The 18,552-nt window shown below is 58.9% G+C and carries 19 protein-coding genes and 1 pseudogene; 11 read left to right on the top strand and 9 right to left on the bottom strand.

What is annotated here, in order from left to right; translation table 11 throughout:
- The first annotated feature begins 51 nt into the window (after positions 1-51).
- The 3 genes from EEQ99_RS33805 (at position 52) to EEQ99_RS33795 (ending at position 2,785) form a co-directional block, all read left to right on the top strand.
- Positions 52-954 (top strand): methylenetetrahydrofolate reductase, encoded by a 903-nt coding sequence (locus tag EEQ99_RS33805; protein WP_244604887.1) that lies wholly within the window; start codon positions 52-54, stop codon positions 952-954.
- 10 nt (positions 955-964) lie between these two features.
- A complete protein-coding gene (purU, locus tag EEQ99_RS33800) occupies positions 965-1,831 on the top strand; it encodes a formyltetrahydrofolate deformylase (protein WP_047613887.1) in 867 nt (288 codons plus the stop codon).
- 303 nt (positions 1,832-2,134) lie between these two features.
- Complete coding sequence (locus EEQ99_RS33795) at positions 2,135-2,785, top strand: TetR/AcrR family transcriptional regulator (RefSeq protein WP_052213521.1); 651 nt, start codon at positions 2,135-2,137, stop codon at positions 2,783-2,785.
- A gap of 3 nt (positions 2,786-2,788) precedes the next feature.
- On the opposite strand, the gene EEQ99_RS34840 is transcribed toward EEQ99_RS33795, so the two are convergent.
- Positions 2,789-3,166 carry a hypothetical protein gene (locus tag EEQ99_RS34840; protein WP_047613885.1) on the bottom strand — a complete coding sequence of 126 codons (378 nt, stop codon included), beginning with the start codon at positions 3,164-3,166 and terminating at the stop codon, positions 2,789-2,791.
- Positions 3,167-3,202: 36 nt separating this feature from the next.
- Between EEQ99_RS34840 and EEQ99_RS35315 the strand changes: the two are divergent.
- Positions 3,203-3,310: pseudogene (locus EEQ99_RS35315) on the top strand (3-oxoacyl-ACP reductase); the annotation flags it as partial.
- Positions 3,311-3,516: 206 nt separating this feature from the next.
- Here EEQ99_RS35315 and EEQ99_RS33785 read toward each other — a convergent pair.
- The 5 genes from EEQ99_RS33785 to EEQ99_RS33765 are packed head-to-tail and all read right to left on the bottom strand — an operon-like array spanning position 3,517 to position 8,117.
- Complete coding sequence (locus EEQ99_RS33785; protein ID WP_244604886.1) at positions 3,517-4,716, bottom strand: ABC transporter substrate-binding protein; 1,200 nt, start codon at positions 4,714-4,716, stop codon at positions 3,517-3,519.
- A 29-nt stretch (positions 4,717-4,745) separates the two neighbouring features.
- A complete protein-coding gene (locus EEQ99_RS33780) occupies positions 4,746-5,741 on the bottom strand; it encodes a branched-chain amino acid ABC transporter permease (protein ID WP_063474716.1) in 996 nt (331 codons plus the stop codon).
- Positions 5,738-6,619, bottom strand: coding sequence for a branched-chain amino acid ABC transporter permease (locus EEQ99_RS33775; protein ID WP_063474715.1), 882 nt, complete (start codon positions 6,617-6,619; stop codon positions 5,738-5,740). The genes EEQ99_RS33780 and EEQ99_RS33775 overlap by 4 nt, the downstream gene beginning before the upstream one ends.
- The gene (locus EEQ99_RS33770) at positions 6,619-7,329 is read right to left on the bottom strand and encodes an ABC transporter ATP-binding protein (protein WP_063474714.1); all 711 of its coding nucleotides are present in this window, start codon (positions 7,327-7,329) and stop codon (positions 6,619-6,621) included. Before EEQ99_RS33770 ends, EEQ99_RS33775 begins: the two co-directional genes overlap by 1 nt.
- Positions 7,326-8,117: an ABC transporter ATP-binding protein gene (locus tag EEQ99_RS33765; RefSeq protein ID WP_063474713.1), complete on the bottom strand. Its 792-nt coding sequence runs from the start codon at positions 8,115-8,117 to the stop codon at positions 7,326-7,328. The genes EEQ99_RS33770 and EEQ99_RS33765 overlap by 4 nt, the downstream gene beginning before the upstream one ends.
- A gap of 226 nt (positions 8,118-8,343) precedes the next feature.
- Between EEQ99_RS33765 and EEQ99_RS33760 the strand changes: the two genes are divergently transcribed.
- Genes EEQ99_RS33760 through EEQ99_RS33730 form a run of 7 tightly spaced genes read left to right on the top strand, consistent with a single transcriptional unit; the run spans position 8,344 to position 14,353 of the window.
- Positions 8,344-9,534: a cytochrome P450 gene (locus EEQ99_RS33760; RefSeq protein ID WP_047613874.1), complete on the top strand. Its 1,191-nt coding sequence runs from the start codon at positions 8,344-8,346 to the stop codon at positions 9,532-9,534.
- A complete protein-coding gene (locus EEQ99_RS33755; RefSeq protein ID WP_082849689.1) occupies positions 9,534-10,559 on the top strand; it encodes an amidohydrolase family protein in 1,026 nt (341 codons plus the stop codon). Before EEQ99_RS33760 ends, EEQ99_RS33755 begins: the two co-directional genes overlap by 1 nt.
- A 28-nt stretch (positions 10,560-10,587) precedes the next feature.
- The gene (locus tag EEQ99_RS33750) at positions 10,588-11,517 is read left to right on the top strand and encodes an ABC transporter substrate-binding protein (RefSeq protein WP_063474711.1); all 930 of its coding nucleotides are present in this window, start codon (positions 10,588-10,590) and stop codon (positions 11,515-11,517) included.
- A gap of 21 nt (positions 11,518-11,538) precedes the next feature.
- Positions 11,539-12,207 carry a 4-carboxy-4-hydroxy-2-oxoadipate aldolase/oxaloacetate decarboxylase gene (locus EEQ99_RS33745; protein ID WP_063474710.1) on the top strand — a complete coding sequence of 223 codons (669 nt, stop codon included), beginning with the start codon at positions 11,539-11,541 and terminating at the stop codon, positions 12,205-12,207.
- Between the two features lie 58 nt (positions 12,208-12,265).
- Complete coding sequence (locus EEQ99_RS33740; RefSeq protein WP_244604885.1) at positions 12,266-12,754, top strand: cupin domain-containing protein; 489 nt, start codon at positions 12,266-12,268, stop codon at positions 12,752-12,754.
- 2 nt (positions 12,755-12,756) lie between these two features.
- A complete protein-coding gene (locus tag EEQ99_RS33735) occupies positions 12,757-13,998 on the top strand; it encodes an NAD(P)/FAD-dependent oxidoreductase (protein ID WP_097545355.1) in 1,242 nt (413 codons plus the stop codon).
- A 34-nt stretch (positions 13,999-14,032) separates the two neighbouring features.
- Positions 14,033-14,353 carry a 2Fe-2S iron-sulfur cluster-binding family protein gene (locus tag EEQ99_RS33730; RefSeq protein WP_127431897.1) on the top strand — a complete coding sequence of 107 codons (321 nt, stop codon included), beginning with the start codon at positions 14,033-14,035 and terminating at the stop codon, positions 14,351-14,353.
- Between the two features lie 476 nt (positions 14,354-14,829).
- On the opposite strand, the gene pntB is transcribed toward EEQ99_RS33730, so the two are convergent.
- The 3 genes from pntB to EEQ99_RS33715 all read right to left on the bottom strand — a co-directional run.
- On the bottom strand, positions 14,830-16,203 hold the full coding sequence (pntB, locus tag EEQ99_RS33725) for a Re/Si-specific NAD(P)(+) transhydrogenase subunit beta (RefSeq protein WP_127431896.1): 1,374 nt from the start codon (positions 16,201-16,203) through the stop codon (positions 14,830-14,832).
- A gap of 22 nt (positions 16,204-16,225) precedes the next feature.
- Complete coding sequence (locus tag EEQ99_RS33720; protein ID WP_127431895.1) at positions 16,226-17,800, bottom strand: Re/Si-specific NAD(P)(+) transhydrogenase subunit alpha; 1,575 nt, start codon at positions 17,798-17,800, stop codon at positions 16,226-16,228.
- Between the two features lie 23 nt (positions 17,801-17,823).
- On the bottom strand, positions 17,824-18,552 hold a 729-nt coding region (locus EEQ99_RS33715; protein ID WP_164736005.1), incomplete at its 5' end, for a zinc-binding dehydrogenase.

Here is an 18,552-nt window from a genome sequence, read left to right as displayed (position 1 = left end):
TCCAGCTGGGGATCGTCGACAATTTCCGAAGACGTCTATAGGGGCCATCGCATGATGCATAATATCGATATGGCGGAAGACGCCCTTGCCGTGCGACCGGTGATGTCGCCACGCGCAGCATTGATTGACGGATACTCATTCGAAATCACAGGAAAAGACACTGCCGGCCTCCAAGATGTGAGCAAACTGCTTGCACCGGCCACATGCGTTTCAATTGCCTTCATTCCCAATGAAAATCATGACGCGCGCCTTGCAGCCGCGGCAACGGTGAAAGAGCTCGGCTTTCATCCGGTGCCACATATTTCCGCCAGACGTTTGGGCTCGGCTGCAGAACTGGATCGTCTCTTGGCGTTGTTTGTGAGCGTGGCGAACGTCGATCGTCTATTTATCGTGGCCGGCGATCCTGACGTGCCTGTCGGGCCATATGAGGATTCTTTGGCCATCATTCGTTCGGGACTGTTGTCCAAGCATGGAATCAGGAAGGTCGGCATAGCCGGATATCCGGAAGGGCATCCAAAGATCCGTGACGGGGTGCTTTTCGAGGTGCTGCAGGAAAAACATGCCCTCCTGACCGCCGCTGGGCTGGAATATGACATCACGACGCAGTTTTCCTTCGAGGCCGAACCGGTCATCGAATGGATCGGGCGCCTTCGCCAGGCGGGCATAACAGCACCCATACGCATTGGTGTCCCAGGGCCTGCCAGTGTGAAAACCCTGTTACGCTTCGCCACGATCTGCGGCGTCGGCGCGTCCACGAAAGTCATGGCGAAATACGGGCTCTCGATCCGGAAACTTCTGAATACCGCCGGCCCGGATGCGCTTGTGGCGGAGTTCATAAGAAGGCTCGATCCAAGCAAGCACGGATCAGTTTGTTTGCATTTCTATCCATTCGGCGGTGTTGGAAAAACGGCCGAATGGATCCGAGACTTTCTGGCAAGTCACATATCGAAGTAGGCTTTATGCAATGAAAACAATCTCCGTGCAGCAGAACTTCGTCTTGACTTTGTCATGTCAAGACAAGCCTGGAATCGTCGCCGCGGTGACCTCTGAACTTGCAGCGCTCGGCGCCAACATTTCCGATTCCAATCAATTCTGGGATCGTGTCTCCAACACCTTTTTCATGCGCATCGCGTTTTCTGTCCCGACAGCGGTCACGGAGGCCATGGTTCGTCGTGCACTGAAATCTCCGATTGAACGGTTTTCCATGAAGCTCGAGTTGATCGACGTCGGACGGAAGCCGCGGATCATCATCATGGTTTCGAAATTCGATCACGCGCTCTTACATCTGCTCTACCAAATCCGGGTTGGCTGGTTGAACGCGGAGGTTGCGGCAATCGTTTCAAATCATGAGGACTGCCGCCCGACAGCGGAGCGTGAGGGCGCACCTTTCCATTACCTGCCGGTAAACAGCGATACGAAGGCTCAACAAGAGGAAAAGCTCCTGACGCTGATGAGCGATGCGCAATCGGATCTGATCGTCCTGGCGCGCTATATGCAGGTTCTGTCGACGGAGCTTTCGAGCCGCCTGTTCGGAAGGATTATCAATATTCATCACTCTTTCCTGCCAAGCTTCAAGGGAGCCAAGCCCTATCATCAGGCCTTTGAAAGGGGTGTCAAACAGATCGGAGCCACGGCGCATTATGTCACTCCTGATCTGGACGAAGGACCGATCATCGAGCAGCAAGTCGAGCGTGTGCATCACGCGATGGGGCCGGAGGATCTTGTCGCGACCGGCCGCGATATTGAAAGCCGGGTGCTCGCCAAGGCCGTCAAATTGCATCTTGAAACCCGTGTCATGCTCAATGGCCTGAAGACTGTGGTCTTTCCGTAGAAAGGGTCATCCGCGAAATCCAGGCTTTGGCGCTTGAAACGTAAGACGTCATGATCAATCCTTCCGAAGGCGGCAACTGTTGCGGCCGTCGAAAGCAGGTTCATGGCACGATGTCGCACATCTTCGTCGCAGGCAGTTTACGTCCCGATGTCGGCAGAACTACTTGCATCAAAACAGTATTTTCTCATGCTTCGAACGGAGCTGATCGGTAAGATTTCCAAAAATCCCATGCATTGTTCTGAAAATGGTTTCGTGACATGACCGGCCTATATACGCTGCGATTGAATGAGGAATCGAGCAGGCATGGCGACGAAAATAAGCCCGGAACGGCGTGCGCAGATCGGCGTGGAGAAGCGTGCGCGTACCCGGGCGACTATCCTTTCAGCGGCGTTTCATCTGCTTGGCCGTCCAAACGGGAGGTCAACGCGTATCGAAGAAGTGTGTGGGATCGCCCTCATCTCACGGGGGACCTTTTACAACTATTTCTCTGACATTGACGAGCTGTTCGAGGTGCTCACCTATGAAATGAGCCATGAGTTCAACGTTGCAGTGCAAGAGCTCATGCGAACACTTCCTATCTGCGCGATGCGGGTTGCGCTGGCCATCCGTTATTACCTGCATCGCGCTCGCCAAGATCCTTCTTGGGGTTGGGCGATGATCAACCTTTCCAGTGTCGGGCCCATTTTCGGTTCGGATACGTTCCAATACGCAACGGCGTCCGTTCAGGAGGGCATCGAGTCGGGCGAATTCAAATTGCAAAGCGTCACGATCGGGCGAGATATGATGATTGGCACCGTTCTCGCGTCGATGACAACGCTTCTCCGGCAAGAGCAGGAGCACGATCATCCTGAAAAGGTCGTGCGCCAAATTCTGTCAGCCTTTCAGGTACCGCCTTCCATCATCGACGACTGTGTGGCGATCGAATTGCTCGATTTGCCACTCCAAGTGCCTTGAATTTTAGGGCAGCATGCAGCGAGGTTGGAGCGGGGCTTTGACGGGTGATGAGGATGTGCGGGTCATGGCCTGAGTTCGCAGCGCGTTGACGAGTTGGAGGAAGAGTTGCCGCCCCATTTGGGGATGGGCAGATATCCACGCTGCGATCAGTAAGCCGTGTTCAAATGAACAGGTGGAATGCCAAGGCGAGGTGACCGCGCGGTATGTCAATTGCGCGGTAGCGCCTGCGAACGCGAAACAACGCCGTCCCCATCGCATCCAACATGGAACCAAGAGGATCTTTTGCACCGAGAGTGTCGAGGGGTTCGGGTCACCGTCAAAGGTTCGTTCGATGATGCGGGCTTTGCCGGTTACGTCGCCCGTCGGGTTGAAGATCGCCATCTGTCCCTTCCGCAGGGAGCCGCATCACGCCTCCGCAGCGCCAGCAAGGTTCTCGACGCCCGCGTCATCAACAAGGAGGAGTGCACCTCCAGCATCATCGTCAACCTCACGGCGGTGTTCAATCTCACGCAGGGTCGTTATCCGACTGACGAGTGAATTCCAAGCCTGCTCCTTAGTACCAATCGGGACGTACGAATGCATGACGACCAAGAGCGCCGTCCTGCCGCGAAGATGTCGACAATTCCCGCGCTCGTCGTTCAACTATCGGACCCGGTAAATTTTGCCGCCCATGCTTGCCAAATCTGCCTCACCTGTGTGGGCGCCGGTTGCCGGCACCCACTGGTAGGGAGCTATTCGTATGTTTTGCCTTCAAAGTCCAAGACGCCACCGAGCGGTGCGTATTCTTGGCCATCGAACTGGTATAGCTGGAGTGCCTCCACAGGGTAGATGTCGGATCCTTCCTTGGTTGTCATTGTGATGCCCTCTTGGAGCAATGGGTTCTTCCAACCGTCCATGTTATGAACGACCTTCATCAGCTCTTCGCGGGTGGGGTCCTTGAGCTTTTCGAGGGACTGGACGAGCGTGTCGCCAATTGCATATCCGGTCTGGCCAATCGTATTGGCGAAGACGAAGTTCACCTTGGCTGCTTTTATGGCGTCGAGATAGTGATCGACGCCTTCGTCACCGGATTTCTGATTGCTGGTGATCGGCTTTAGGAAGTCGGAGGTGATGATACCCTTGGCATTTTCCAGGCCGACTGACTGGAGAACCGGATACGCCGATGACAAGTTAGTGACCAGGGTTAAAGGCTTCCAACCGCTTTCGGACTGGAAACGGATGGCCTCGCCCCCCTGGCGCGGTGCGGCGATAATAACCAATGTATCAGCGCCAGAAGCTTTCAGAGTATTTAGCTGGGTCTCGACAGTGGGGTCCTGCGATGTCACCGGCTGGCGTTCGATCACCTTGATGTTCGTTCCGTCGATTGCGCTATCGAAGGCCTTCATAAAGGTTTGGCCCGTCTCGGTGTTCAGATACAGGAAGGCCACCTTTGCGTCGGGCTTGTTGATCTGAAGATACGCAGCAAATGAGTCTGCTTCGGTTGAAAACGACGGTACGAAGCCAACCTCCCACTCGGGTGCGTTCAGGGAGACGACACCGGAATACATGAAAACGTTCGGGACTTTCTTCTGCGTGATGTAACGGCCGATCGCCAGATTGTTTGGCGTCGCCGCGGTGCCGACGAGAGCAAATACCTGATCTTTCTCGACCATCTTGCGGACATTCGCCAAGGTGCGCTGGGGATCAAGGCCATCATCTTCGATGATGAGGTCGATCTTGCGGGTCTTGCCGTCGCCCATCTTAACGCCGCCCTCGGCGTTGGCCTGCTCGACGCGCGCTCGTATGCCTTCGGCGACACCGCCGACGACCGCGACCGGTCCAGTCAGTGGTCCCGTGACACCAATTTTAATGGTGTCGTCGGTGACGCCAGGCGACGATTGCGCAGCATTGGCGTTGCTTGCCGCGAGCAGTGCCGCGACAGTCAGCGGCATTGCGCTCCCCTTCAGTATAGAAATAAATCTCATATCAGTTCCTCCCTTGTTTCAATTTGGCGTCGGCTACTCGCCATCCTCCGAAAAGTCATCGAGAGCCATTTTTCGATGAAGCCAGTGACCCCATTGCGCGCGACCATCATGATCACGATGAGCGCGAGGCCGTAGATCAGGTTGCCGAGGCTCAGGTTGATGTCAGATGCCCAGGTCGGGACGAAGACCATGAACAGACCGCCGAGAAATGCTCCGACGATACTGGTAACGCCGCCGACAATGCTGCCGATCACGATGTTGATGGACAGGATTGCCAGGAACGACTCCGGGCTGATGAAACCACTGATGATCCCGAACACTCCGCCGCCGAGTCCCGCGAGCGCCGAACTTGCGGCAAATGCCCAAAGGCGAGTACGTGTCAGGTTGATGCCGAGCGCTTGGGCAATCTGTGGATTGTCCCGCTGTGCCCTGAGCGCGCGCCCGTTGTCGCCGAAGAGCATTAGCGAGACAAGTAGGGCACCGATCCCCGCGCAAGTGAGCGATATGATGTAGAGCCACAACTCGGGATTGTCCGGCATGAACCTCGGAGGTTCGAGGGCATCGATCGGAAGCCCCGACACTCCACCCGTCAGGCTCCCCATCTTGAGCAGCAATTGCGGGAACGCGGCCGCGATACCAAATGTCACGATGGCAAGCTGCAAGCCCTGAAGCCTGAGTGCCGGAAGGCCGATGGCAAGCCCGACGACGGCCGCCACGGCTGCAGAGACAGGCAACGTTACGAGCGGCGAGATGCCGTAGGTGGCATTGAGGATCGCCGTCACGTAAGCGCCGACGCCGAACAGCGTTCCCTGCGCAAGGCAAATTTGGCCGGCGAACCCCATTAGCAGGTTCAGACCTAAAATGGCGATAGCGTAGGCGATCGCGATCGCCACCTGCTGAAGTGCGTATCCCGGCACAAAGACTGGGATAAGGATCGCGACGATCGCAAAGAGACCGAACTTGAGAGTCGCCGCGCGGAATCCGTCATTCATAGTTTTGTCACCTTGTAGGATCCGAACAGGCCGACGGGCTTGACGAGCAGGATGATGAGCGTGAGGGCGATCGGCACGGCGATGCGCATGTCGGCGCCGACGAACGAGAGGTAGCTGGCACCCAAGCTCTCGGCGACGCCGACGGCGAGGCCGCCAACGATTGCGCCAAGCGGACTGTCCCAGCCGCCGAGCGTTGCTGCAGCGAGCCCGTAAAAGAGGATTGGCGTCATCATCGTCGGGCTGAGGAAGAGCCGAGGGGCAATCAGGATTGCGGCAAGTGCCCCAATAATGGCGGCAAAGCCCCAGCCCAACATCAGCATGCGTTCGACATTAACGCCGACAAGTACGCTTCGGGCATGGTCGAAAGCCGCCGCACGCATCGATAGGCCAAGCCTGGTGAACCGGAAGATAAAGCCCATCGCCAAAGCGATAACAAAAAGGATCGTTAGCGTGCCGATGGCGGAAGCGAGCACGCGAACGCCGCCGATATCCAAACCGCCGTCAGGGAAGAGGCTTGGGAACGAGAGTTGCTCGGCGCCCCACATCCACATGCACGCCGCTTGGAAGAGGACGAGGATGCCAAGGGTGATGACGACGACCGCCTCCACGGGAGCGCTCATCATCGGCCGGATAATCAAGCGGAAAGTCACAATCCCAATAGCAAACGCCATAATGAGGCTCGCGAGGACGGCGAGCCAGAGCGGCGCACCCCATTGCATCAACTGCCAGGCCACATAGGCGGAAAAGGTCGCCATCTCGCCCTGGCCGAAGTTGACGACGTTGGTTGCCCTGAAGATGAGGACGAGCGCCAGGGCGAGCGCCGCGTAAATTGCGCCCGTGGTCAGGCCGCTGACGACGAGCTGGAAGAAGAGGCTCATCAGGCAACTCCCAGGTAAGATTTCTTGATGTCTTCGTTGGCGATCAGCTCGGTTGCCGCACCGCTTGCCACAATCTGGCCGGCCTCGATAACGAAGGCCCGGTCGGCATATTGAAGGGTGATGTCGACATTCTGCTCGACCACGAGCAGCGTCATGCCGTGATCCTTGTTGAGCGTCTTGAAAATCGCCAGGATTTCCTGAGTGATCGAAGGGGCGAGCCCGAGCGATGGCTCGTCGCACATCAGAAGCTTCGGACGAGACATGAGCGCGCGGGCGACAGCCAGCATCTGCTGTTCCCCACCGCTAAGGTTTCCCGCAAGCTGATCGCGCCGTTCGCGCAGACGCGGGAATGTCTCGTACCAGCGGTCTTTGTCCTCCCTCACTTGTGATCGGTTCGACACGATCGTTGCCCCGAGGGACAGGTTTTCATCGACCGTAAACTCGGAGAAAGTCCCGCGCCCCTGGGGTATATGAGCAATGCCGAGCGCGAGGCGCTTCTGCGCGACGATCTTGTCGAGCGCCATTCCCGAAAAGGCAATCGAGCCTTTGAAGGGGAGCAGTCCGGAAACGGCACGCAGCAGCGTCGTCTTCCCAGCCCCGTTGGAGCCGAGCAGGGCGACAAATTCGCCTTCTCCCACTGAGAACGAACAGTCGAACAGTGCCTGCGTCTTGCCGTAGAACACGGAGAGGTTCTTGAGATCCAGTGTCATGCCGCCTTCCCGAGGTAGGCGGCAATCACCGCGTCGTTGGACTTGATTTCGGAAGGGGTGCCTTCGGCCAAGTTGCGACCCAGATGCAAGACAATGATCCGGTCGCAAAGGCTCATGACCAGCCCCATGTGATGCTCGATGAGAAGAATGGAGAGGTTCCGCTTGCGTCGGATGCCATCGACGAGCGACCCAAATTCGTGGACCTCGCCGTGCGTCAGTCCGCCGGCGGGTTCGTCAAGCAGAAGAATTTTAGGCTCGGCGGCAAGCGCGCGAGCGATCTCCATACGCTTCTGCAGGGGATAGGAAAGCGATCCGGCCGCGCGCGCGGCGAGCTCGACCATGCCGACCTCTTCAAGCACCGCCATGGCCTTCTCGCGTGCAGACCGTTCCTCTGCCCTTATCCGAGACGGAGCAAAGATCGCTTGAGCGAACTTGCCGCCAAACCGGTGATGCGCCCCGAGCATGACATTCTCCAGAACGGTCATCGAGGCATAGATGCCGAGGTTCTGGAAGGTCCTCGCGATGCCCATTCCGATCATCTCGCGCGAGCCGACGCCTTCGAGTGGCTGACCGCCAAGCATGATGGATCCGCTTGTGTAATTTACGAGCCGGGTCGCCGCGTTGAGAAATGTCGATTTGCCTGCTCCGTTCGGCCCGATCAAGCCACAGATTTCTCCTGCCTTCACGGAAACCGACACATTGGTCAGGGCTTTGACGCCGCCAAACTGCACGGAGACATCCCGCGCCTCAAGCACAAGGCGCACCTCGGCGATGCTGCTGTTGCTCACTGATTTCCTCCCTTCCGAAGCGGTCTCTCCACGGCCTGTCCATTTCTCTTGTTGACAGCCAACCTCGCTTTGGATACCTATCAGTATCCGAAGACGTTTCGGTATGTCAAGCATCAATCGCGTGGCGATTGCTCCAAAGGAACGTCCTGAGAATGCATGCCGCCGGGTTGGAGAACATGGTGGCGGATTGGCGAAGACCCCGCGACGCGGGTGAGGGAGGAAATCAATGACGGGAACGCACACCGAACTGACGGGCGAAAATCTCTATAGGGATCCCTATCCCGTCTACGCGAGGCTTCGCGCGGAGGAGCCTGTGGCCTTCTTCGAAGGCACGAAAGAATATTTCATCACGCGGTTCGACGACTGCCGCACGATCGGCGGCAACGACAAGGTGTTTGGACCGTCGGGCTCAGCCGACCGTCCGGAAGCTCGCGTCATGGGCATGCCGAACGTCCTGACCATGTCTGGTGAAGATCACCAGTGCCTCCGTCAGGGTATCGACGAGAATCTCACGCAGGAACGCGTGCGCTCGTTCGTCGAAGGTCTGACGCGCCCGGTCGTGCAGCGTTATATCGACTCCATCAAGAAGAATGGCGAAGCGAACCTGACAACGGAACTCTTCGAGCCAATCTCGGTGCGGTGCATTGGCGACGTCATCGGCCTGACGGAGACGCCAAACGAAACCCTCGTCGAGTGGTTTCACGCGATGGCGCTCGGCCTGCAGAACGTCAGCAATGATCCGGCCATATGGAAGCGACTGGACGACGCGCTCGCCGACATCGACAAGCAGATGGGCGATCTTTACCAGGCGTGCCTATCAAAGCCCAACCACTCGCTGCTCAGCCATGTCATGTATGGCGGCATGGCAAAGGGCGAGGTTCGCAGCTGGGAGGAGATTTCTCCGACCATGCGCGTCATCATCCTTGGCGGTCTCCAGGAGCCGGGGCATGCGGCGGCGAATGCCTGCACGGGTCTTCTTTCGAATCCCGACCAGGCGAAGCTTATGGCCGAGCAGCCGCAGGAAAACGCGATGCGCGCCTTCGATGAGGGCTTGCGCTGGATCGCCCCGATCGGCGTAACACCGCGCATCGCCAAGGAAGATTTCGAGATCGCCGGAACGGTCATCCCAGAGGGGGCATCCGTCGCTATTGTCATGGGGTCGGCCAACCGCGATGAGACGCGTTTCGAAGATGCCGACCGTTTCGACATGTTCCGCAAGAAGAAGCAGCACCTGTCATTCGGCTTCCGTCCGCACTTCTGTTCCGGCCACTTCCTGTCGCGTGCGATGGGCGAGATTGCGCTTGCCGAGGTGTTCCGGCAGTTGCCCGATCTTCGTCTCGATACTTCGCGGGAGATCACAGGCAAGGGCTGGCGGTTCCGTGGCATCTCCGACCTTCCTGCGAAGTGGAATGGATGATGTCTTTGATCATCGACTGCCACGGCCACTTCACGACGGAACCACCAGAGCACCATGCCTTCCGAACGGCGCAAGTCGCCTATGCGGAAGGCAAGTCCTCCGAGCCGCCGATCTATCCGGGGATACCCGACAAGCAACTGCGCGACATTATCGAGGCGAACCAGCTTAAAATTCAGCGCGAGCGCGGTTCGCACGTGACGCTTCTCAGCCCGCGCGCCTCCGGCATGGGTCATCACGTGCCGGGACCGTCGGTCGCCAAGGAATGGTCGCGCCTGTCGAACGACAATGTCGGCCGGATCGTCGACATGTTCCCGGATAATTTCGCAGCCGTCTGCCAGTTTCCCCAAACAGTTGATGGCGACCTGTCTGATGTCATCGAGGAGTTGGAGCGCTGCGTCGAAAGCGGCTTTGTGGGCTGTAATCTCAACCCCGACCCGTCAGGCGGACGTTGGAGCTCGCCGCCGATCTACGATCCATGGTGGGACCCTATGTGGGAGGCCATGGTCGCCCTCAGGGTCCCCGCGATGATCCACGTTTCGAGTTCCTGCGAGCGGTGCCTTCACATGACGGGTGCGCACTACATCAACGCGGATACGGCGGTATTCATGCAGTTGATTCAGGGAGACCTGTTCGAGCGCCATCCGGAACTCAAGCTCATCATACCGCACGGAGGCGGGGCTGCGCCGTATCACTGGGGCCGTTATCGCGGCCTGTCGATCATGCTCGAAAAGCCGGGCCTCGACACGCACCTCATGAACAATGTGTTCTTCGACACCTGCGTCTATCACCAGGCGGGCATCGACACGCTCTTCCGCGTCGTCGACACCAAGAACATCCTGTTCGGCTCCGAGCTGCTCGGTGCTGTGAAAGCGATCGACCCGGAGACGGGGCATCCGTTCGACGACACCAAGAGATACATCGACCAGCTCACGCTTGATGACGAACAAAGACACGCAGTCTTCGAAGGAAACGCACGTCGGGTCTATCCGCTTCTGGATGAGCGGTTGCGCAAGCGCGGCCTTTGAAGCCTCGAAATTGTCAGGGAGAAAACATATGGCTTCCAGCCAAAGTCTAAGCCTCGCAGGCGGGGCGCAAGGGTTCAACTGGCTCCCGGTCTTCGTGGCTGAAGAGCATGGAATTTTCGCCAAGCACGGGCTGGTGATCGAATACAAGAAGATGGGCACCGTCGACAAGGCGACCACCGCGGTTGTCGAAGGCGAGGCCGATCTTGCGATAACGCCACCTGAAGGTGCCGTCTCGAACTTCGTCAAAGGCGGCGAACTCAGGGTCATCGCCTCGAATGCCAATCGCCTGCCGATGTCGCTGGTCGCTCAGCCCTCGATCAAGAGGATCGAGGACCTCAAGGGCAAAAAGGTCGGCACATCGTCGCTGACAGAGGGCACGGCGATCTACACCCAGATGCTGCTGTCCCAGGAAGGCCTGCGGTATCCCGGCGACTACGAATTCGAAGTCGCCGGCATCCACACCAAGCGCTGGGAAGCCCTGCAGACGGGGGAAATTGACTGCGCCCCGCAGCCCGCGCCATGGAATTTCCTGGCTGAACGTGATGGCTACAACCTGATCGGCGAGATCAATGATGTCATCCCCGAGATCGTCTTCGCCGCTGTCATTGGCCGCAAAAGCTGGTTGGATGGTAACCGTGATGTGGTCGGCCGTTTCCTCAAGGCATTGTTCGAGGCCTATTCGATCACGAACGACCCGAACCGCGAAGAAATCACGCTTCCGATTTTCCAGCGCATTACCACGAAAGACGACACCGAACTCGCCTCGCGCGGCCTCCACTACATGCGCGACATGGGTATGTGGCCCGGCGATTTGTCCATTCCGCAACGTGCCATGGACACCACGGTCGACTTGATGATCCGCGCCAACCTGCTTGACGGATCAGCCAGATCCAGCGCCGCAGGCGTGTTTGATCGCAGTTTCCTCCAAGGCGCGGTCGGCTGGTTGAATCACGTTTGATTCCATCTCGAGAGGTTCCCAATGAAGGTAATGACCAAGACACCGCGAACGGATCGCGAGACATGCGAAGCCTTGGGTAAGCTCGGCGTCGCTACAGTCCATGAAGCGCAAGGCCGGAAGGGATTGCTGGCCCCGCATCTGCGCCCCGTGATCGAGGGCTCGCGCATCGGTGGCACGGCGCTCACATGCGAGGTGCCACCGGGTGACAATTGGATGATCCATGTCGCGCTTGAGGTCGCGCAGCCCGGCGACATCCTGGTCGTCACACCAACTTCGCCGTGCACGGACGGATATTTCGGCGATCTTCTCGCGACATCGTGCAAGGCTCGCGGAATTCTGGGACTCGTGATCGATGCCGGCGTACGCGATGTCGCTGACCTGCGGTCCATGAACTTTCCCGTTTGGTCGAAGGCAATATCGGCCCAAGGCACGGTCAAGGAGACGCTCGCGAACGTCCAGGTCTCCGTGGTCTGCGCCGGAGCCTACATCGAACCCGGCGACGTCATCGTCGCCGACGACGATGGTGTCTGTGTCGTCAAGCGCGATGAGGCCGCGATGGTCCTCGAAAAAGCGCGCAAACGCCAGAAAATGGAAGACGAAAAGCGCGGCCTCTACGAGAGAGGCCAACTGAGCCTCGACATTAACAACATGCGTCCGCAGCTTGAGGCGAAGGGCTTGATCTATGAATAGGGCAACGCAACTGCGCATACCCCGGCGCGTCGTCACAGGGATTAGTAACGGCAGGTCAGTGTTCATCAGCGACGGCCCCGCACCCAATGCCCATGTGTACGGCTCTGTGCCGGGCCACCTTACTTCGGTCCTTTATGCAACTTCGGCGAAACCCAGCCTTCCGCAAAGTCATGCGGAGCAGGCGCCGCCGCAAATCCTGATCACCCCCGAACCGGGCCAGACGAAGCTGATGATCGTCGTCTTTCCGCCAGACTCGGTATTCGCAACCGTCGATCCAGCGGCCGCGATTGAGGAACAGGCGATGCACATCCCCGGCCTGATCCAGGCGTTCGAGCCTGATGCACCCGGGATGCACACTACAGATACCATCGACTATGACATCGTACTCGACGGTGAAGTGTGGCTTGAACTCGATGACGGCGCCGAAACGCTACTGAAGCAGGGCGACGTCGTCGTCCAATGCGGCACGCGCCATGCCTGGCGCAACAAGGGCGACAAGCCCGCGACCATGTGCTTCGTCCTCATCGGTGCTGAAAGAAAGTCGTGACAATGACGCAGGAGCATCACAATGGCTTCTTCGACTGCATCATCGTCGGCGGCGGACATGGCGGCTCGCAGTCAGCGGCGGCGCTCAGGCAGTCCGGGTTCACCGGACGCATTGCCCTGATCGGCGCTGAGGCGGAAGTTCCCTACGACCGCCCTTCGCTTTCGAAGGAATATCTCGCAGGCAAGAAATCCTTCGAAAGGATGCATCTGAGGCCGGGGGACTTCTGGACCTCCCGGCAGGTGGAACTGATGCTGGGCAGGCGTGTGACCACCGTCGATGCGGCAGCCCATGTCGTCGTCACCGACCTGGGCGAACGCTTCTCCTACGGCAGGCTCGTGTGGGCGGCTGGTGGCGAACCGAGGAAGCTTTCCTGCTCAGGCAGCGAGTTGGCCGGAATCTGCTATATACGCAACAAGGCAGATTGCGACGCGCTCGTCGAAGGCCTTCCCGGCGCCGAAAGGATCGTGATCGTCGGCGGCGGTTATGTCGGTCTCGAAGCGGCAGCCGTGTTCCGAGAGATCGGCAAGGAGGTCACTTTGGTCGAGGCGCTCGACCGCGTGCTCGCGCGCGTGGCGGGGGAAACGGTATCGAGGTTCTACGAAGCTGAGCATCGCGCACATGGCGTCGACATCCGCCTCAACTGCGGTGTCGGTTCGCTGGAAGGTTCCAACGGCCGCGTCAAGAACGTGGTGCTTGCGACCGGCGAGAAGATCCCAGCCGATATCGTCGTGGTCGGTATAGGCATTGTCCCTTCGGCCGGCCCACTGATCGAGGCGGGCGCGGAAGGCTCAAACGGTGTGGATATCGATGAGTTATGCCGGACATCCCTGCCGGACATTTACTGCATTGGAGACTGCGCCCGGCTTAGACATGGCCGCGGTATTCGCATTGAATCTGTGCAGAACGCGACGGATCAGGCGACGACTGCCGCGAAGGCGATCTGCGGCGAACTCAAGCCCTACGATGCAACGCCCTGGTTCTGGTCCAATCAATACGATTTGAGAATGCAGACCATCGGTCTCAACTACGGCTTTGACAGCGTGGTGACGCGCGGCAATCCCTCCAGTCGGAGCTTCAGCGTTATTTATCTGAAGGACGGGGCGGTTCTGGCCCTCGATTGCGTCAATGCATCCCGCGACTACGTGCAAGGACGAAAGCTTGTCGATAGCTCAGCGAGGATCGACCGCGACGCCTTGGCGGACACATCGAAACAACTCAAGGAACTTGGCCCAGAAGTGCTGTGAGGCATTCGAGGTCCGAATGAAAGTGGAGGAAAAAATGTCTATGATATCAGTGCGTACGCGAGATGGAGAGCTGCATAGTTTCGAGGGAAGGGTGGGCGCGTCGCTGATGGAGAACATCCGAGGCGCGGGCTTTGATGAGCTGCTCGCAATGTGTGGCGGGTGCCTTTCCTGTGCCACCTGCCACCTCTACGTCGAGGAGCTACCGAAGAGCGCAACTCTGGCAGAGCCCTCGATCGACGAGAGTGAGTTGCTGGAAGGCTCCGACTACCGCCAAGAGAACTCGCGGCTTTCCTGTCAGATCCCCTTTGACGAGACTCTCAGTGGAATCGTCGTTCGCATCGCCCCCGAAGATTAACAATAGATCCGCTCGCATCACGGGCGGATCTCGAGGACTATTTGCCAATGCTGCCGGGCTAACGAGTCAATGCCCGGCGGACGAACCTGACGACCCAACATCCCTTTATTCGATCGGCTCAGCCTGCAATTGGCCCTGTGCCATACTTCGCCATCCAGGGTAGATCGTTCGAGCCGCCTTAACCGCATGTGGGCGTACCCGTCTCAGCGCTGTCGCGCGCTGACGACTGGGGAGGCGGTCCGCGCCCCTCAATCGGGCCAGATTTCGAGATCGCCAGCGGCCCTGCTCCCAAATCCTTTGTCGCGCAACCCGTATCCATATGTCGATTGCCACTTTCGCTATCGCATGGTCATGGTCGGACGAATTTGGGAGGGGCCGAGCGCACAACGGCGAGCCTGCCGTGACGGGCTTACGGCTGGCGCGCACATGTTTCTTTGAGAAAATGTCTCCAGTCGGAAGCGGAGATCATCAAGCTCTCAGGCCAGCTTCGGAAGCAGGCCGTTGACCGACTCCTTGGCGTCGCCGTAGTACATGCGGGTGTTTTCCTTGAAGAACAGGGGGTTCTCGATACCGGAATAGCCGGTGCCCTGGCCACGCTTGGAGACGAAAACCTGCTTGGCTTTCCAGACCTCGAGCACGGGCATGCCTGCGATCGGCGAGTTCGGATCTTCCTGTGCCGCCGGATTGACGATGTCGTTCGAGCCGATGACGATGACGACATCGGTTTCATGGAAGTCGTCGTTGATCTCGTCCATCTCCAATACAATGTCGTAAGGGACCTTTGCTTCCGCCAGCAGGACGTTCATGTGGCCGGGCAGCCGACCTGCGACCGGATGGATCGCAAAGCGCACCTGCTTTCCGGCGGCGCGCAGCTTGCGAGTGAGTTCCGAAACCGCACTCTGGGCCTGCGCAACCGCCATGCCGTAACCCGGAACGATGATCACCGAGTCGGCATCGTTGAGCGCTGCGGCAACACCTTCGGCATCGATGGCAACTTGTTCGCCCTCGACGACCATCGTCGGGGCCGAGGCATTGCCGAAGCCGCCGAGAATGACCGACAGGAACTGGCGGTTCATCGCCTTACACATGATGTAGGAGAGGATCGCGCCCGACGAGCCGACGAGAGCTCCGGTTACGATCAACAGGTCGTTGCCGAGCAGGAAGCCCGTCGCCGCGGCCGCCCAGCCGGAATAGGAGTTGAGCATCGAAACCACGACCGGCATATCGGCGCCGCCGATGGCCATGACGAGATGAGCGCCGATGACAAAGGCGATCAGCGTCATCAGGTAGAGGGTCCATGCACCTGCGCCATTCATGTACCCGATCATCAGCACAAACGACCCGAGCACCATCAGGATATTGAATATGTGCCGGCCGGACAGGATAAGTGCCTTGCCGCCGATATGGCCAGAAAGTTTGCCATAAGCGATGATCGAGCCGGTGAAGGTTACCGCACCGATGAACACGCCAAGGAAGATTTCCACTTCATGGATGATCTTTTCCGCATTGGTGGCGAACTCATGTGCCGTCATGTCGGAGTTGACGCCGATCAGTACCGCAGCGAGGCCCACAAAGGAGTGTAGCGCCGCCACGAGTTGCGGCATGCCGGTCATTTCGACGCGCTGTGCCAACAACGTGCCGATGACAGCACCAAAGGCAAGCATGATGATCAGGACGACGGAAAGCCCGACGCCCGGCCCAAGAATGGTCGCGAGCACGGCTATTGCCATGCCTGATATGCCGTACCATACGGCGCGCTTGGCGCTTTCCTGACCGGAAAGACCGCCGAGCGAAAGGATGAAGAGAACGGATGCGGCGATGTAAGCCGCGGTCTGGATACCGATAGACATAGTTCTATACCCCGGGCTGGCGTCACGACTTTTGGAACATGTTCAACATGCGCCGCGTGACCATGAAGCCGCCAACGATGTTGATGGTGGCGATCGCCACCGAAACGGCGGCAAGGGCGGTCACCAGCCAGCCGCCTGCAGTGACCTGCAGCAACGCACCGATGATGATGATCCCGGAAATCGCATTGGTCACGGCCATCAGCGGCGTATGCAGCGAATGGCTAACACCCCAAATGACCTGGAAGCCGACGAAGCAGGAAAGCGCGAAGACGATGAAGTGGCCCATGAAGGCCGACGGTGCATAGGCGCCGATAAGCGCCATGAGAACACCGCCGACGACGAGCAGGCCGACCTGCTGCCGCGTTGCCGACTTGAAGGCGGAAGCTTCTGCTGCACGCCGTTCTTCCGGCGTCAACTCCTTGGGCTTTTCTTGTCGTTTCTGGGCTGCAATCGCCTGGATCTTCGGCGGCGGTGGCGGATAGGTGATCTCGCCCTGGAACGCCACAGTGGCTCCGCGAATAACATCGTCTTCCATGTTATGGACGAGAACGCCATCCTTCTTCGGCGTCAGGTCCGTCATCATATGGCGGATGTTCGTCGAATAGAGGGTCGAGGCTTGCGCGGCCATGCGGCTCGGGAAATCGGTATAGCCGATGACGGTGACGCCGTTCTCAGAAACGATCTTCTGATCCGGAACAGTCAGGTCGCAATTCCCGCCGCGTTCCGCCGCAAGGTCGACGACCACGGAGCCCGGCTTCATCGCGGCGACCATGTCGGCAAGCCAGAGCTTCGGCGCGTCGCGGCCCGGGATCAGCGCGGTGCTGACGACGATGTCGATGTCCGGCGCGATCTCGCGGAACTTTTTCAATTGCGCTTCGCGAAATTCGGGGCTCGACGGCGATGCATAGCCACCCGTCGCCGCGCCGTCCTGCTGCTGTTCCTTGAAGTCGAGGAAGACGAATTCGGCACCCATCGATTCGATCTGCTCGGCCACTTCCGGTCGAACGTCGAATGCATAGGTGATGGCGCCGAGCGAGATGCTGGTGCCGACGGCGGCCAGACCGGCGACGCCGGCGCCAATGACCAGAACTTTGGCTGGCGGGATCTTGCCGGCCGCGGTCACCTGGCCGGTGAAGAAGCGGCCGAAATTATTGCCGGCCTCGATCACGGCGCGATAGCCGGCGATGTTGGCCATGGAAGACAGCGCGTCCATCTTCTGGGCGCGCGAAATGCGCGGCACCATGTCCATGGCAACCACGTTTGCGCCGGTCGTCTTCGCCTGCTCGAGAAGCTCTTTGTTTTGCGCAGGATAGAAGAAGGAGATCAGCGTCTTGCTTGCCGAAAGCCTTGCTAGGTCGTTCGCTTCGGGCGGCCGCACCTGAGCGATGACGTCTACGCTTGCATAAAGTGCGTCAATGCTGTCGACGACCGTAACGCCAACTGCGCGATAGGCGTCGTCGGAGAAGCCGGCAAGTTTGCCGGCGCCCGTTTCGATGGCACAGTGATATCCGAGTTTCTGAAGCTGGGTGGCGCTGTCCGGCGTCATCGCGACGCGTGCTTCCCCCTCGAACCGCTCTCGTGGCGAACCTATAAACATGTCACTCCCCATAATGCGATTTGTCAGTACACGACGACGCCGCGGATGCTCTTGCCGGAATGCATCAGCTCAAAGCCCTTGTTGATGTCTTCGAGCGGCATGGTGTGGGTGATCATCGGATCGATCTGGATCTTGCCCTGCATGTACCAGTCGACGATCTTCGGCACGTCGGTGCGCCCGCGGGCGCCGCCGAAGGCGGTGCCCATCCAGTTGCGGCCGGTGACCAGCTGGAACGGACGGGTGGAGATCTCCTGGCCGGCGCCGGCCACGCCGATGATGATGGACTTGCCCCAGCCGCGATGGCTGGCTTCCAGCGCCTGGCGCATCACCTTGGTGTTGCCGGTGCAGTCGAAGGTATAGTCGGCGCCGCCGATCAGGTCGCCGTTGCGTTTGGTCAGGTTGACCAGATAGGGCACGATGTCGTCACCGACCTCCTTCGGATTGACGAAGTGGGTCATGCCGAACTTTTCGCCCCATTCCTTGCGATCACTGTTGATATCGACGCCGATGATCATGTCGGCGCCGGCAAGCTTCAGGCCCTGCAGCACGTTGAGACCGATGCCGCCAAGGCCGAAGACGATCGCCGTCGAACCGATCTCGACCTTGGCGGTGTTGATGACCGCGCCGATGCCGGTGGTGACGCCGCAGCCGATGTAGCAGATCTTGTCGAAGGGGGCGTCGGGATTGACCTTGGCAAGGGCGATCTCCGGCAACACGGTGAAGTTCGAAAAGGTCGAGCAGCCCATATAGTG

The organism is Rhizobium anhuiense (assembly GCF_003985145.1).
In the GTDB taxonomy this organism is placed as follows: Bacteria; Pseudomonadota; Alphaproteobacteria; order Rhizobiales; family Rhizobiaceae; genus Rhizobium; species Rhizobium anhuiense.
The sequence above is the reverse complement of the archived record's forward strand: the minus strand, read 5'-3'. Positions and strand labels throughout refer to the sequence as shown.